The following is a 15,192-nucleotide window of genomic DNA, read 5'->3' as shown; positions in this document are numbered from 1 at the left end:
GTATTCGCCGCGCCGCGATGGGTCAGCCGGCGCTGGCGGTGGCTTTGTGTTCAAGGTCCGAGATGCGCTGCTGCAGCTTGGCCAGGCCGTCGTCCAGTTCCTTCACGCGCTTGGCCTTCTCGTCGGCGGAAAGCCCGGTGCTGGCCAGTACTTCGGTGCGCTGCTTGTAGAGCTCGAGCTGGCGGATGGTCAGCAGCTGGTCGTCGCTGGAGGTGCGGAACTTGCCCATCTGCATGTTGGCCAGCACCTGCTTTTCTTCGTCGCTGTCGCCGTAGCTGGCGAAGAATTCGCGGACCTTGGCCTTGGTGGCGTCCGACAGGTTCTTGCGCCAGACCATCGGGTCGGCCGGGATCAGCGGCGATTTCCAGATCACCTTGAGCTGCGCGGCCTTGTCCGGCTGGGTCACTTCCAGGCGGCCCCAGCTTTCGGTGTTGAAGGTGGCGACATCGACCTGGCCCTTGGCCACGCTCAGGGCGTTGACCTCGTGGCTGGAGTTGAGGGTGCGCTTGAAGATCTTGGTCGGGTCGACGTTGTTCTTGGCGAACACGTAGTAGCCCGGCACCAGGTAACCGGAGGTGGAGTTCGGGTCGCCGTTGCCGAAAGTCAGTTCCTTGGCGTGCTTGAGCATGTCGTCGACCGAGTTGATCGGGCTGTCCTTGCGCGCGATCAGCACGCTCCAGTAGCCGGGTGCGCCATCGGCGGCGGCGGTCTGGGCGAAGATCTCGCCGCCGGCACGGTCCACCGATTCCATCGCCGCCTTGTTGCCCAGCCAGGCCACGTCGACCTTGTCGAAACGCATGCCCTGGATCAGCCCGGCGTAGTCGGAGGCGAAGGTGGCGTTGACCTTCAGGCCGGTCTTTTTGCTCATGTCGTCGAGGAAGGGCTGCCAGATCGACTTGAGGTTCTGCGACGACTCGGTGGACATGATGCCGAAGTTGATCGCGGCTTCATCGGCGTGGGCGTTGCCCAGCAGGCTGGCGGCGAGCAAGGCGGCGGACGCGAGGACGCGGCCGAAGGGGTTGAACATGATGGGCTCCTGGAAGCGGGATGGCGGCGGTTGTGAGGGCGGGCAGTCGGATCAGGCGCGGGCCAGGGTCAGCGGCAGTGCCCGCTCCTGGCTCGGCGGGGCACCGAACATCAGGCTTGCGCCTTCGTCGGCGCCGTACAGGTCGTTGAGGAACTCGGGCTTGAGCTGCGTGGCGGAGCCGTCGAAATGGATGCGCCCGGCCTTGAGCGCGACGCTGCGCGGGCAATAGCGCACGGCGTAGTCCACCTGATGCAGGGTGACGACCACGGTCTTGCCGTCGCGGCGGTTGATGTCGGCCAGGATTTCCATGACCTTGCGCGCCGACTCCGGGTCGAGCGAGGCGATCGGTTCGTCGGCGAGGATCACCTCGGCGCGCTGGGTCAGGGCACGGGCGATGGCCACGCGCTGCTGCTGGCCGCCAGACAGGGTCGAGGCGCGCTGCAGGGCACGGTCGGCCAGGCCGACGCGCTCCAGGGCGTGCATGGCGCGCTGTTTTTCCTCGGCATTGAACAGCCCGAGGGTGCCGCGCCAGCGCGGCATGCGCCCGAGGCCGCCGAGCAGCACGTTCTGCAGCACGCTCAGGCGCGCCACCAGGTTGAACTGCTGGAAGATGTAGCCGATGTCGGCACGCTGCCTGCGCATGCTGCGGCTCAGGCGCCCGGCGCACTGCACTTCGCGGCCGAGCACCTGGATGCTGCCGCCGTTGTGCTTGTCGCAACTGGCCAGGCCTGCCAGGTGACGCAGGAGGGTCGACTTGCCGGAGCCTGAAGCGCCGATCAACGCGACCATTTCACCCGGTTGTATGGACAACGATACGTCCGTCAGCGCGGACTTGTGGGCGAATGACTTGTACAGATGGTCGATCTGGATGGCTGCGTTCATGGGCGGTCTCTGTCTTGTCGGATGAACAGGCCGGCCAGCCATGGGCCGGGTTCGTGTGTCCAAGAACCTAGGCCTGATGTGTGGCAGTTGGGTGAATCGAGGGTGACTGCAGGGCTACAGCCCGATTACGGTTTGATGGACGCGGGAAAGAGGGTGGCAAGAGGTTCGGGTGGATGAGTTGCAACGAGGGGGGCTGGCGCGTGGGGTGGCGGGTAGACAACCTTTTGGGTTGTCTAGACATCGAGGGGCTGGCGAGGATGAATGACCGTTCGTCGGATCCAGCTAAAATAATCCACGGGGTTGCTGTAGGAGCGGGTTTACCCGCGAAGAAAGCACCGCGCTGCCTGGCACGGGCTATGCCCGTGTTCGCGGGTAAACCCGCTCCTACAGGGATTGGGCTGGCCCTTGGATTTTGAGCAAGACAGTTGTCTCCCACAGGTCCATCAGCGACCTGAGCGTTTTTTCGAGGCAAAAGAAAAAGGGCATCTCATTCGAGATGCCCTTTTTACATGGTGGGTCGTGTAGGATTCGAACCTACGACCAATTGGTTAAAAGCCAACTGCTCTACCAACTGAGCTAACGACCCGGAAAATGGTCGGGGTGAGGGGATTCGAACTCCTGACATCCTGCTCCCAAAGCAGGCGCGCTACCGGACTGCGCTACACCCCGAAATTGGCTCCGCGACCTGGACTCGAACCAGGGACCCAATGATTAACAGTCATTTGCTCTACCGACTGAGCTATCGCGGAACTGAACTTCGTACAACCCTTACAGCTTCGAAGCTTGTGTTAGCTTCAATCTCTTCAGCGTTGTCGCTGTTGAGGTCGGCTATTCTACATTCTTCGTTTTGCTTGTCAACCACTTTTTTTCATCCAACTTACTGATTTGTAAGTTGTTTTCAGATCCCCTGTACCGCCGTTGATCTGAGTAGTGCCTGACAGCGGGGCGAATATTAGGGGCACTCGATTTTTTGTGCAAGCATTTTTTTCAAAATTTTCAGCGGCTTAGCGAAAAGGTCGAAAATCAGCGGGTTGCGTTGCCTGTGCAGGCGTCATGAGCGCCCGCCCGTCCCCACGGCGAACCGTGGGAACGGGCGGGCAAGCCGGTCAGGCAAAGACGATTTCGTCGCCTTCCACCTTCGCGGTGATCGCCGCACCCGGCACGAACTGGCCACTGAGGATCAGTTGCGCCAGCGGGTTCTCGATCCAGCGCTGGATCGCCCGCTTGAGCGGCCGCGCGCCATACACCGGGTCGTAGCCGACGGCAATCAGCTTGTCGAGCGCCTCCGGGCTCAGGCTCAGCGACAGTTCGCGTTCGGCCAGTCGACCACGCAGGCGGCCCAGCTGGATCTCGGTGATCCCGGCGATCTGCTCGCGGCCCAGCGGCTCGAACACCACCACTTCGTCGATCCGGTTGATGAACTCGGGACGGAAGTGCGCACCCACCGCATCCATCACCGCCGCACGCTGCGCTTCCCGGTCGCCGACCAGCTCCTGGATCTGCGCCGAGCCCAGGTTGGAGGTCATGACGATGACCGTGTTGCGGAAATCGACGGTACGCCCGTGGCTGTCGGTCAGGCGACCATCCTCGAGCACCTGCAGCAGCACGTTGAACACATCCGGATGCGCCTTCTCGACTTCGTCGAGCAGCACCACCGAGTACGGCTTGCGACGCACGGCCTCGGTCAGGTAGCCGCCCTCTTCATAGCCCACGTACCCTGGTGGGGCACCGATCAATCTGGCGACCGAGTGCTTCTCCATGAACTCGGACATGTCGATGCGCACCATGGCCTCTTCGGTGTCGAAGAGGAATTCGGCCAGCGCCTTGCACAGCTCGGTCTTGCCCACACCGGTCGGCCCGAGGAACAGGAACGAGCCACTCGGCCGGTTCGGGTCCGACAGCCCGGCCCGCGAGCGGCGCACGGCGTTGGCCACGGCGGTCACCGCCTCGTCCTGGCCGATCACCCGCTCGTGCAGCAGGCCTTCCATCTTCAACAGTTTCTCGCGCTCGCCCTCGAGCATCTTCGACACCGGGATGCCGGTCCACTTGGAGACGACTTCGGCGATCTCTTCCTCGGTCACCTTGTTGCGCAGCAACTGGTTGTCGGTCTTGCCGTGCTGGTCGACCATCTGCAGGCTGCGCTCCAGGTCCGGGATCACCCCGTACTGCAGTTCGGCCATGCGGCTGAGGTCGCCCTTGCGCCGGGCCGCTTCCAGCTCCTGGCGCGCCTGCTCGATCTTCTGCTGGATCTGCGCTGAGCCCTGCACTTCGGCTTTTTCCGACGCCCAGATTTCCTCAAGGTCGGAATACTCGCGCTCCAGGCGCTCGATTTCCTCGGTCAGTTTTTCCAGGCGCTTCTTCGCCGCTTCGTCTTCTTCCTTCTTCAGCGCCTGGGATTCCACCTTGAGCTGGATCAGACGACGGTCGAGGCGGTCGAGCACCTCGGGCTTGGAGTCGATCTCCATGCGGATGCGGCTGGCGGCTTCGTCGATCAGGTCGATGGCCTTGTCCGGCAGCTGGCGGTCGGTGATGTAGCGGTGGCTGAGCTTGGCGGCGGCAATGATCGCGCCGTCGGTGATGGCTACCTTGTGGTGCACTTCATAGCGCTCCTTCAGGCCACGCAGGATGGCGATGGTGTCTTCCTCGCTCGGCTCCTCGACCAGCACTTTCTGGAAACGCCGCTCGAGCGCTGCGTCCTTCTCGATGAACTGGCGGTACTCGTTGAGCGTGGTGGCGCCGACGCAGTGCAGCTCGCCACGGGCCAGGGCTGGCTTGAGCATGTTGCCGGCGTCCATCGCGCCCTCGCCCTTGCCGGCACCGACCATGGTGTGCAGCTCGTCGATGAACAGGATGATCTGCCCTTCCTGCTTGGACAGCTCATTGAGCAGGCCCTTGAGGCGCTCTTCGAACTCGCCGCGGTACTTGGCACCGGCAATCAGCGCGCCCATGTCCAGGGCGAGCAGGCGCTTGCCCTTGAGGCCATCGGGCACTTCGCCGTTGATGATGCGCTGGGCCAGGCCTTCGGCGATGGCGGTCTTGCCCACGCCAGGCTCGCCGATCAGCACCGGGTTGTTCTTGGTGCGCCGCTGCAGCACCTGCACGGTGCGGCGGATCTCGTCGTCACGGCCGATCACCGGGTCGAGCTTGCCTTCCTCGGCGCGCTTGGTCAGGTCGACGGTGTACTTGTCCAGGGCCTGGCGCGATTCCTCGGCGTTGGCGTCGTTGACCGCCGCGCCGCCGCGCAGGTTGTTGATGGCGTTTTCCAAGGCCTTCTTGCTCACGCCCTGGCCGAGCAGCAGCTTGCCGACCTTGCTGTTCTCGTCCATGGCGGCGAGCAGCACCAGCTCGCTGGAAATGAACTGGTCGCCCTTCTGCTGGGCCAGGCGGTCGGCCTGGTTGAGCAGGCGCGCCAAGTCCTGGGACATGTTCACATCGCCGGTGGGATTCTGGATTTTCGGCAGCTGGTCGAGCTCTTTGGTCAACGCCTTGCGCAGGCTGTTGATGTCGAAGCCTACCTGCATCAGCAGCGGCTTGATCGAGCCGCCCTGCTGCTCGATCAGCGCCTGCAGCAGGTGCAGGGGCTCGATGGCCGGATGGTCCATGCCAACGGCCAGGGATTGGGAATCGGATAACGCCAGTTGCAGCTTGCTTGTCAGTCGGTCTATTCGCATGGGATACCTTCCTTTAAAGGGCAGGCGGAGCGATGGACAGCACCTGTAATGAAGAACCTGCCTGAGATGACCAATAGATAAGGCTGATTCTGGAAGATTCAAGCTTAGCGGGATTGACCGAGATCAGCCTGGCGAATGGGCGAAACAGAAACGCCCCGGCAAGCCGGGGCGTTCTGGGAGATCACACGGAGGGGTTGGTTGCAGCTTATCGCACACCACTCTGACGCAGGGCCGCGGGCTGGAAGTCAGCCTTGTTGGCGGTGAAGGTGAAGTCGTAGGACCTTTTCTCCTCGTTCTTCATGCCCAACGCCAGGTAACGGCCCGACTGCAGGTCGTAGATGGCTTCGAGGGTGTACCACGGTACCTGGTTGTTGTAGTACGGCTGGGCATGCGCCTCGGACACACGCCACAGCTGGTTGCGGCCGTCGTACTGGTCGATCACCGCCGCCTGCCAGGTGTCTTCGTCGATGTAGAAGTCACGCTTGGCGTAGATATGGCGCTGGCCCGGCTTCAGGGTCGCGACCACATGCCACACCCGGCGCAGCTCGTAGCGGGTCAGGTCCTGGTTGATGTGGCCGGCCTTGATGATGTCGGCGTACTTGAGCTTGGGATCGTCGAGCTTGTAGGCGTTCGAGGCGATGTACATCTCCTTCTTGCCTTCGAGCTTCCAGTCATAGCGGTCCGGTGCACCGTTGTACATGTCCAGGTTGTCGGAGGTACGCAGGCCGTCGGCGGCGGTACCCGGGCCGTCGTAGGAAACCTGCGGGGCCTGGCGCACACGGCGCTGACCGGCGTTGTAGATCCACGCCTTGCGCGGCTCCTTGACCTGGTCGAGGGTCTCGTGCACCAGCAGCACGGTACCGGCCAGGCGCGCCGGCGCGGTCACTTCCTGCTTGAAGTAGAACAGTACGTTGCCCGGGTTGTTCGGGTCGTAGTCCTTCATCTTGTCGCGGAACACGAACTGGTCGCTGAAGTACACCAGGCTGTAGGAACCGTTCTGCTGCGGCGTGGCCTGGGTCACCAGGCGCGACACGCTGCCGCCGCGATAACGGGTGATGTGGTTCCAGATCACCTCGACGCCGCTCTTGGGAATCGGGAACGGGATCGCACCGCGGAAGTTGTTCAGGCCGTTGCCGCCTTCGACCAGGGTGGTCTGGGTGGCATTGGTCTTGATGTCGGCGTACACCGAATCCGGCACGGTGGCGCCGCGATGGGTCTTGTACACCGGCAGCTTGTAGGTGTCCGGGTAGCGCTTGAGCATCGCCAGCTGGCCAGGGGCCAGTTTGTCCTTGTATTGGTCGGCGTTGGCGGCGGTGATGGTGAACAGCGGCTTGTCGCTGCCGTACGGATCGGACAGGAAGCCCCTGCCATCGACACTGCCGGCGGTCTTGGCCAACGGCTCCCACGGGCCGATCGAGCCGTCGGCATTGCCGGCTTTCTCCGCGCCCATCGGCGTCAGGGTGGTGCCCAGCTTGGCCGCCTCGTCGGCGGAAACCGCAGCCATGACGCTGGTCGCCAGCAGGGACATGCCCAGCACACCGGCTTTCAGCAGACTTGTGGTCATCTTCATCGTTGTCGTCCTGGATCTGAGTGCTTAGAAGTTCACGCCGAAGCTGAGGGCGACGAAGTCGCGGTCATCCACGGTGCTGTACTTGCCATCGAAGAAGTTGGTGTACGACAGGCTCGCCGTGTAGGTGTTCTGGTACTCGGCGTCCAGGCCTAGGCTGATTGCCTTGCGGCCTTCCTCGAAGTTGCCGCCAGGGCCTGGCGAGTAGCCGGACACGTCGTGCGACCAGGCCACGTTGGGCTTGAGGTTGACCCCGGCGAAGACGTCGTTGTAGTCCCAGATCACACGGGCGCGGTAACCCCAGGAGGTGCTGGTGGTGTAGCCGTCGTTCTCGCACTTGCGGTTGAGGTTGGTGGTCGAGGCGCCTGCACCGGCACCGGCGATGGTGCTGGCGTTGAGTGCCTGGCAGGTATCCGCACCGCCGGTGGCCGGCAGTGGGCCTGGGCCGAACACCGGGTCGCGGCCGTAACGGGTGTCGTGCGCGCTCTCCAGGCCGCCCACGTGGGTGACGCCCAGTTCGCCGACCACGGTCATGCGGCTGGCGCCCATCACCTGGTCGAAGAAGTGCGTCAGGGTGGTCTGGAACTGGGTGATTTCCTTGCGGCGGTAGCCGTGCAGGTCCTGACCCGGGGTGCCGCTGAGCAGCGAGGCGTTGGCCAGCGCGCCACCGAGCGGACGCACACCGGCGAACAGGATGTCGGTAGTGTTCAACTGCACAGGGGCGTTGGGGCGGTAGCTGATCTCGCCGCTCCACGCCGTGCCGGTGGGCAGGGTGGTGGAGAAGCTCAGGCCGTAGAGGCGGATGTCTTCAGGGTACTCGACGAAGTACTGCGAGTTGCCCGCGACGATCAGCGGCGCCAGCGGACGCAGGTTCGCCGGCAGCGACGGAATGCCGGCGAAGACCGCAGGCGAGGCGCCAGTGGCACTGAAGATCGGCGCACGGCTGTGGTAGTTCATGAAGTAGGCACCGAACTCGGTGTCCAGCGGCTCGAACATGTAGCGCAGGGCCACGCCGAACTGGCCGCTGTCGCGCGCATCGCGGTCCGGGCCACGGCGCACCATCACGCCTTCTTCGTTGATGTTCACGCCACGGGTGGCGAGGAACTGCTGCGCAGCACCCGGCACCGCGCGGCTGCTGTTGAGCACGCGCAGGTTGTCGGTGCAGCCGTCGGAGATGATGTCCGGCTGGGAGAAGAAGGTGCCGCAGTTGTCGGTGACGGTCTGGTCCCATTCGAGCTGGTAGAAGGCTTCGGCCGACAGGTTGTCGGTCAGGCTCTGGGAGATGTAGAACATGTTGACCGGGATCAGGCCTTCCTTGATCTCGGCGCCTGGGCGCCGGAAGGCCGCCACGTCGATCGGGTTGATCGAGTTGATGCCGCCGCCGATGAAGGTGCTTTCACCCCAGCTCACCACCTGCTTGCCGAAGCGCACCGAACCCGGCATGTCGGCGATGGCGTAGTTGTGGTAGATGAATGCGTCGAGCAGTTGCGCACCCGAGGACTTGGCCCCCGACTTGCGCCCCGAGTCGCTGATATCCTTGAACTCGCGGCCTTCGTCCTTGAGCTCGAAGTCGTACCAGTACTTGCCACGGACGAACACGCCGGTGTCACCGTACTTGAGCTCGAGGTCGTGAATGCCCTTGAAGATCTTGGAGAAGGTCTCGCCTTTCTTGAAGTTCAGGTGGCCATCGTCGGAGGTCTGCGACAGACCCTTGCCGCCGTTGTTGACGCCGATCAGGTTCTTGTTCGGATTGGCAGTCGACCAGCTGGCCCCGATGGAGAGCGATGAGTCGAACTGACCTTCGATTTCCCCGATGTTGAAACTCACACCGAATGCGGGACTTGCGAGCGTGGAAGCGAGGCTGACGGCCAAGGGCAGCTTGGCCCGGCGCCAGAACGGGTTTGCAGATGTCATCGACGCTACTCCATGTACTTTTTTGTTATGGCAGTGAGTCCTTTCAGAAACAGCCCCGGCCCCACCAGCAGGTGCCCGCAGGAGACGACACGCCAGGCGTGCGCCCTCCCCCATTCCTGAAAATCCCCTGACCCGACTATAGCCAGCGCTCACAAGCGCTTGATCCCTCTAAAGTGTGATTTGCGTCTCGTGCGGGTGGTCATTGCAAATGGCCATTCCGCTCGCTGGCAGTGCAGAAGCATGGCTCAATTTCGTCGTTTGACAAGGCGCGGGACCTCTAACACGCGGGTCGCGCCTGGAAAGGCACGACCCGGGGCAAGTGTTACAGGGTCGAGAGGAAGGTACTGTTACTGGCTTGCCACTGGATGATGTCCACGCGGATACGCTTCTTGTCGAGCTTGCCCACGCTGGTCTTGGGAATTTCAGTAACAAGGGCGATCTGGCTCGGAATCGCCCACTTGTTGATGTGGCCCAACTCGACGAACGGCTTGAGATGCTCCTTGAGCACCTTGGCATCGAGCTGCTGGCCCTCGTGCACCACCAGCAGCGCGAACGGCCGCTCGCCCCACTGCGGATCGGCCACGCCGACCACCGCCACTTCACGCACCGCCGCGTGACGGCTGATCAGGTCTTCGAGGTCGAGGGAGGAGATCCACTCGCCGCCGGTCTTGATCACGTCCTTGATGCGGTCGCGGATGTCGATGTAGCCCATGCCGTCGAGGGTGGCCACGTCACCGGTGTGCAGCCAGCCGCCGGCCCACAGTTCGTTGCTCTTTTCCGGCTCGTTGAAGTAGCCCATGGTCAGCCAGGGTGCGCGCAGCACCAGCTCGCCCTGGGTCTCGCCATCGGCGGGCAGGAAGTTGCCGTCGCCATCGACGATCGCCGCCTCCACCATCGGCACCGGCACACCGGCCTTGATCCGGTAGCTGACGCGTTCGTCCTCGCTGCCGGCGCGCAGTTCCTCGTTCAGGTGCGCGCAGGAAATCAGCGGGCAGGTCTCGGACATGCCGTAGGCGGCCGTGAGCTGGATGCCCCGGGCCAGAGCCGCCTCGTAGAGCGCGCGGTTGAGCGCACTGCCGCCGATGATGACCTTCCAGCCGCCGAAGTCCTGGCCCTTGGCCGACGGGCAGTTGAGCAGCATCTGCAGGATGGTGGGTACGCAGTGCGAGAAGGTGACCTTCTCCTCGCGCCACAGCTTGATCAGCATGTCCGGCTCGTAACGCCCCGGATACACCTGCTTGATGCCCATCATGGTCGCCGCGTAGGGAATGCCCCAGGCATGCACGTGGAACATCGGCGTGATCGGCATGTAGACATCGTTGCTGGTGAGCAGGCGAACGCTGTCCAGGCCGCCCAGTACCGAGGTCTCGGCCAGGGTGTGCAGCACCAGCTGGCGGTGGGTGAAGTACACCCCCTTGGGGTTGCCGGTGGTGCCGGTGGTGTAGAAGGTGGTGGCGACCGAGTTCTCGTCGAAGTCGGGGAAGTCGTAGTGCGGGCTGGCGGCGGCGAGCAGTTGCTCGTACTCGCCGAGCAGGTTGGGCAGCTCGGCGGTCTTGTCCGGGCCATCGGTGATCAGCAGGGTCTTGTCGACCGTGGTCAGTTGCCCGGCGATGGCCTGGTACAGCCCGACGAAATCGCTGTTGACCAGCACGAAGCGGTCTTCGGCGTGGTTCATGGTGTAGAGGATCTGTTCGGGTGACAGGCGCACGTTGATGGTGTGCACCACCGCACCGATCATCGGGATGGCGAACATGCATTCGAGGTAGCGATGGCTGTCCCAGTCCATCACCGCCACGGTGTCGCCGGCCTTGACCCCGGCTTCGGTGAGCACGTTGGCAAGCCTGGCGATACGCTCGCCGAGCTGGGGATAAGTGAGCCGCACCTGGTCGCGGTAGACGATCTCGCGGGTCTTTTCGTAGCGGCTGCCGGACATCAGCAGGCGCTTGATCAGCAGCGGGTAGGTGTAGGCGCCGTCGGCGGGCTTGAGGATGCGGGTCTGCAGCATGGGTGTCCCTTTCTGGAAAGCGTGCCGGATATTCAAGGGTTTACTGTAGAACGGTGACGCGGCGGTCAAATCAGCCGAAGGAATGATTTGGCGTGGGCAAGTATGAGTGGCAATGTGCGAACGGGGCGTTACAGCGCCGCAGAATCCGGAGCCGCTGCGCTCCTCCCCCTGGCCTTTGCCGACGGAGCCGCCAATGTCGCGTCATGCAGTTTTTCTCGACCATCACTCCCTTGACCTGGGCGATCTCGACCTTTGCGCGCTGGAGCAGCAGTTCGACCGCCTGCAACTGCACGCCACCACCACAGCGCAGCAGGTCAGCGAACGCCTGCAGGGCGCCAGCGTGGTGATCAGCAACAAGGTGATGCTCGATGCTGCGACGCTCGCGGCCAATCCACAAGTGAAACTGATCCTGGTCGCGGCCACCGGCACCAACAACGTCGACCTCGCCGCCGCCCGCGCGCAGGGCATCACCGTGTGCAACTGCCAGGGCTACGGCACGCCGTCGGTGGCGCAGCACACCCTGACACTGCTACTGGCGCTGGCCACCCGCCTGTGCGACTACCAGCAGGCGGTGAAGGAGGGTCAATGGGCCAAGGCCAGCCAGTTCTGCCTGCTGGACTTCCCCATCGTCGAGCTGGAGGGCAAGACCCTCGGACTGCTCGGGCATGGCGAGTTGGGCGGCGCGGTGGCGCGCCTGGCCGAGACCTTCGGCATGCGTGTGCTCAGCGGGCAGATTCCCGGGCGCCCGGCGCGCGCCGAGCGCCTGGCGCTGGATGAACTGCTACCGCAGGTCGATGCCCTGACCCTGCACTGCCCGCTGAACGAGCAGACGCGGCACATGATCGGCGCGCGCGAACTGGCCTTGCTCAAGCCAGGCGCGCTGGTGGTGAATACCGCCCGCGGCGGCCTGATCGATGAGCAGGCGCTGGCCGATGCCCTGCGCGCTGGACACCTGGGCGGTGCGGCCACCGATGTGCTGAGCGTCGAGCCGCCAGTGAACGGCAACCCACTGCTAGCAGCGGATATCCCGCGCCTGATCATCACCCCGCACAGCGCCTGGGGCGCGGTGGAATCACGCCAGCGCATCGTCGGCCAGCTTGCCGAGAACGCCCAGGCCTTCTTCGCCGGACAGCCACGCCGGGTGGTGACCTGAACATCAGGTGATACACTTCGCGCTTTTTTCAGGAGGCGTCCGCCCATGGACCCGCGCAGTGAAGTGTTGCTCCGCCAGGCGGACCTGTTCCAGGGCCCGCTGCTGATCGCCGGCGCCGCCGCCGATGGTTTGCTGGGGCAGCTGCCGCAGGCTCATGCCTGGACCTGGCACGCCGGCGATCAGGCCCTGCTGGCGCAGCGCTTCGATGGCCGCAGCCACTATGGCGTCGAGGTGCCCGAAGTGCCGTTCGACGCTGCGGTGCTGTTCCTGCCCAAGTCCCGCGAGCTTGCCGCCTATCTGCTCAACGCCCTGGCCTCGCGCCTGGGCGGACGCCCGCTGTATCTGGTCGGCGAGAAACGTGGCGGTATCGAAGGTGCAGCCAAGCAACTGCAACTCTTCGGCAAGCCGCGCAAGCTCGACAGCGCCCGGCACTGCCAGCTGTGGCAGGTGACCGTGGACAACGCCCCCGAAGCCAGGCCGCTGGAGAGCCTGGCCGAGCGTTTCGAGCTGGCGCTGGACGATGGCCCGCTGCAGGTGATCAGCCTGCCGGGGGTGTTCAGCCACGGCCGCCTGGACCGCGGCACCGCGCTGCTGCTGCAGCATCTGCAGCAACTGCCGGTCGGTCATGTGCTGGACTTCGGCTGCGGCGCAGGCGTGCTCGGCGCAACCATCAAGCGCCGTTATCCACAAAGCCGGGTCACCCTGCTCGATGTCGATGCCTTCGCCGTGGCCGCCAGTCGCCTGACCCTGGCCGCCAACGGGTTGCAGGGCGAGGTGATCAGCGGTGATGGCATCGAGGCAGCCCCCACCGACCTGACCGTGATCCTGAGCAATCCACCCTTCCATACCGGGGTTCACACCGACTATCAGGCTGCAGAAAACCTGCTGCGAAAAACCAGCAAAATTCTGCAAAAAGGCGGCGAAATACGCCTCGTAGCCAACAGCTTCCTGCGCTACCAGCCACTGCTCCAGGAGGCCTTGGGCAACTGCGAAATCCGCGCCGAGGCGGATGGCTTCCGGATCTACCGGGCAACACGCGGTTAAAAAATTAACGCTTGCCCAAACCGATTCGGCTAGGCAGAATCCGCTCCGTCCTAGGGGAGTAGTCTCCCGCAAGCACCCTCTGCTTGCCCGGTACGCGTCAACACACTTGGCCCACAGGCCATGGCGCGTGCGACCTCACGGCTCACACAGATGAGCCCGGGGTTTGACAAGACCTATGACACGCACACCTTACCCGGGGCGGGAAGGCTGTACGTGTCATAGCCGTGTCGACCCGCCCCCGTAGGAAGCCTGATGCTCGAATCCTTGCTCGTCCCCACCGCCATCGTTGCGCTCGCCGAAATCGGCGACAAGACGCAATTGCTCGCGCTCATTCTCGCAGCGCGCTTTCGCAAGCCGTGGCCGATCATCGCCGGCATCGTCGCCGCCACCCTCGCCAACCATGCTGCGGCCGGCGCCGTAGGTGCCTGGGTCAGCGGGTTCTTCACCGAAAGCGTGCTGCACTGGATCCTGGCGGCGAGCTTCACCGCCACGGCCCTGTGGACGCTGGTGCCGGACAAGATGGACGACGACGAAACCAGCAATGCGCGCCGTTTCGGGCCTTTCCTGACCACACTGATCGCGTTCTTCCTTGCCGAGATCGGCGACAAGACGCAAGTGGCCACGGTGATGCTGGCCGCGCAGTACCCGCACCTGATCATGGTCATCATCGGCACCACCCTGGGCATGCTGATCGCCAACGTGCCGGTGGTCCTGGCGGGCAACTTCGCCGCCGACAAACTGCCGCTGGCGCTGATCCGACGCCTGGCGGCGGCAGCGTTCTTCGTGCTGGCGGCGGTCGCGGTGTACTCGGCGATGAAGACCAGCGGGTGGATTGGCTAGGGCATTCAGGACAGGACTGTGGGAGCGAACCAGCCTGTGGGAGCGGGCTCGTCCCGCGATCACCGGCGAAGCCGGTGCCAGGTGCTGCGGTGTCTGGCACCGGCTTCGCCGGTGATCGCGGGACGAGCCCGCTCCCACAGGAATTGCCCTAGCCGTTGGATAGCTGAACCAGACAGCTACCCCACAGCGCAGAACGCTTTACTTCTTCGCGGCCTGGTACAACGGCATCACCTTTGGAATCGCTGCCTGCAGCGATGCGATGCGGCTGGCCGAGGCCGGGTGGGTGCTCATGAATTCAGGCGGCGCGCCTTCGGAGGCCTTGCTCATCTTGTTCCACAAGGTGATCGCCGCGTTCGGGTCGTAACCGGCACGGGCCGACAGTTCCAGGCCGATCAGGTCGGCCTCGTTCTCGTTGGCACGGCTGTTGGGCAACGTCATCGAGTAGTTCACCACGGTGTCGGCCAGCGCCATGCTGTCCTGGCCCAGGCCGAAGATCGCGCCGGCGCCCTGGCGCGCCATCTCGATACCGTAGGCCTTGGACATCGCTTCGCGGCCGTGCTCGCGCAGGGCGTGGGCAATTTCATGGCCCATGACCGCTGCCAGCTCCGCATCGGTGAGCTTGAGCTGGTCGATCAGCCCGGTGTAGACGATGATCTTGCCGCCAGGGCCGCAGTTGGCGTTGAGCTCGTCGCTCTTGATCACGTTGACTTCCCACTTCCACTGCGCGGCATCCGGACGGAACTGCGGCGCCTGGGCGATCAGCCGGTCGGCGATGACCTGCACGCGCTTGGCGTCGGTGCTGCTCTTGTCCAGCACGCCTTTGCTCGACGCCTCGCCCAGCGTCTGCTGGTACGACTGGGCATACATCTGGTTGACTTCGTCGGTCGACAGCATGCTGAACATGTACTGCTTGCGCTCGACGCCGACAGCACCGCCGCTTGTGGTATTGACCGCCTGGCAGCCACCCAGCACCACGCTGGCGCTCAACAGGCTGACCACGAATGACATACGCATGAAAACACTCCCTTTTTACATGGCGCGTATCCTAGGCCCACTCGCCTGACCCCGCCATAGCCGCAGGGAAGATTT

The 15,192-nt window shown here is 63.9% G+C and carries 10 protein-coding genes, 3 tRNA genes and 1 riboswitch; of the genes, 3 read left to right on the top strand and 10 right to left on the bottom strand.

The genetic code is table 11. The features are described from left to right. Nucleotides 1–22 precede the first annotated feature (22 nt). The 9 genes from phnD to AC1TXO_RS04435 form a co-directional block, all read right to left on the bottom strand. Nucleotides 23–1,027 (bottom strand): phosphonate ABC transporter substrate-binding protein, encoded by a 1,005-nt coding sequence (phnD, locus tag AC1TXO_RS04475; protein ID WP_486405210.1) that lies wholly within the window; start codon nucleotides 1,025–1,027, stop codon nucleotides 23–25. A 51-nt stretch (nucleotides 1,028–1,078) separates the two neighbouring features. After that, entirely contained in the window at nucleotides 1,079–1,909 is an 831-nt protein-coding gene (phnC, locus tag AC1TXO_RS04470; protein WP_486405209.1) for a phosphonate ABC transporter ATP-binding protein, read from the bottom strand. Nucleotides 1,910–2,419: 510 nt separating this feature from the next. Beyond that, nucleotides 2,420–2,495, bottom strand: a tRNA-Lys gene (locus AC1TXO_RS04465). 6 nt (nucleotides 2,496–2,501) lie between these two features. After that, nucleotides 2,502–2,578 (bottom strand) — tRNA-Pro (locus tag AC1TXO_RS04460). A 4-nt stretch (nucleotides 2,579–2,582) separates the two neighbouring features. Continuing rightward, a tRNA-Asn gene (locus tag AC1TXO_RS04455) sits at nucleotides 2,583–2,658 on the bottom strand. A 357-nt stretch (nucleotides 2,659–3,015) separates the two neighbouring features. Then, a complete protein-coding gene (clpB, locus tag AC1TXO_RS04450; RefSeq protein ID WP_486405208.1) occupies nucleotides 3,016–5,580 on the bottom strand; it encodes an ATP-dependent chaperone ClpB in 2,565 nt (854 codons plus the stop codon). A gap of 205 nt (nucleotides 5,581–5,785) precedes the next feature. Further along, on the bottom strand, nucleotides 5,786–7,150 hold the full coding sequence (locus AC1TXO_RS04445; RefSeq protein WP_486405207.1) for a DUF1329 domain-containing protein: 1,365 nt from the start codon (nucleotides 7,148–7,150) through the stop codon (nucleotides 5,786–5,788). A gap of 24 nt (nucleotides 7,151–7,174) precedes the next feature. After that, a complete protein-coding gene (locus AC1TXO_RS04440) occupies nucleotides 7,175–9,061 on the bottom strand; it encodes a DUF1302 domain-containing protein (protein ID WP_402760820.1) in 1,887 nt (628 codons plus the stop codon). Nucleotides 9,062–9,383: 322 nt separating this feature from the next. After that, the gene (locus AC1TXO_RS04435) at nucleotides 9,384–11,066 is read right to left on the bottom strand and encodes a fatty acid--CoA ligase (RefSeq protein ID WP_486405206.1); all 1,683 of its coding nucleotides are present in this window, start codon (nucleotides 11,064–11,066) and stop codon (nucleotides 9,384–9,386) included. A gap of 193 nt (nucleotides 11,067–11,259) precedes the next feature. Here AC1TXO_RS04435 and AC1TXO_RS04430 point away from each other — a divergent pair, with 193 nt between their 5' ends. The 3 genes from AC1TXO_RS04430 (at nucleotide 11,260) to AC1TXO_RS04420 (ending at nucleotide 14,103) form a co-directional block, all read left to right on the top strand. Next, the gene (locus AC1TXO_RS04430) at nucleotides 11,260–12,219 is read left to right on the top strand and encodes a 2-hydroxyacid dehydrogenase (RefSeq protein ID WP_486405205.1); all 960 of its coding nucleotides are present in this window, start codon (nucleotides 11,260–11,262) and stop codon (nucleotides 12,217–12,219) included. A 45-nt stretch (nucleotides 12,220–12,264) separates the two neighbouring features. After that, on the top strand, nucleotides 12,265–13,263 hold the full coding sequence (locus tag AC1TXO_RS04425; RefSeq protein ID WP_486405204.1) for a methyltransferase: 999 nt from the start codon (nucleotides 12,265–12,267) through the stop codon (nucleotides 13,261–13,263). 40 nt (nucleotides 13,264–13,303) lie between these two features. Next, nucleotides 13,304–13,428, top strand: a riboswitch (yybP-ykoY riboswitch). An 87-nt stretch (nucleotides 13,429–13,515) separates the two neighbouring features. Beyond that, on the top strand, nucleotides 13,516–14,103 hold the full coding sequence (locus tag AC1TXO_RS04420) for a TMEM165/GDT1 family protein (RefSeq protein WP_054895644.1): 588 nt from the start codon (nucleotides 13,516–13,518) through the stop codon (nucleotides 14,101–14,103). Nucleotides 14,104–14,301: 198 nt separating this feature from the next. Here the strand turns inward: AC1TXO_RS04420 and AC1TXO_RS04415 are convergent, their stop codons facing one another. Beyond that, on the bottom strand, nucleotides 14,302–15,117 hold the full coding sequence (locus AC1TXO_RS04415; protein ID WP_486405203.1) for a M48 family metallopeptidase: 816 nt from the start codon (nucleotides 15,115–15,117) through the stop codon (nucleotides 14,302–14,304). Nucleotides 15,118–15,192 lie beyond the last annotated feature (75 nt).

This window comes from Pseudomonas sp. FA117 (assembly GCF_057370475.1).
The sequence above is the reverse complement of the archived record's forward strand: the minus strand, read 5'-3'. Positions and strand labels throughout refer to the sequence as shown.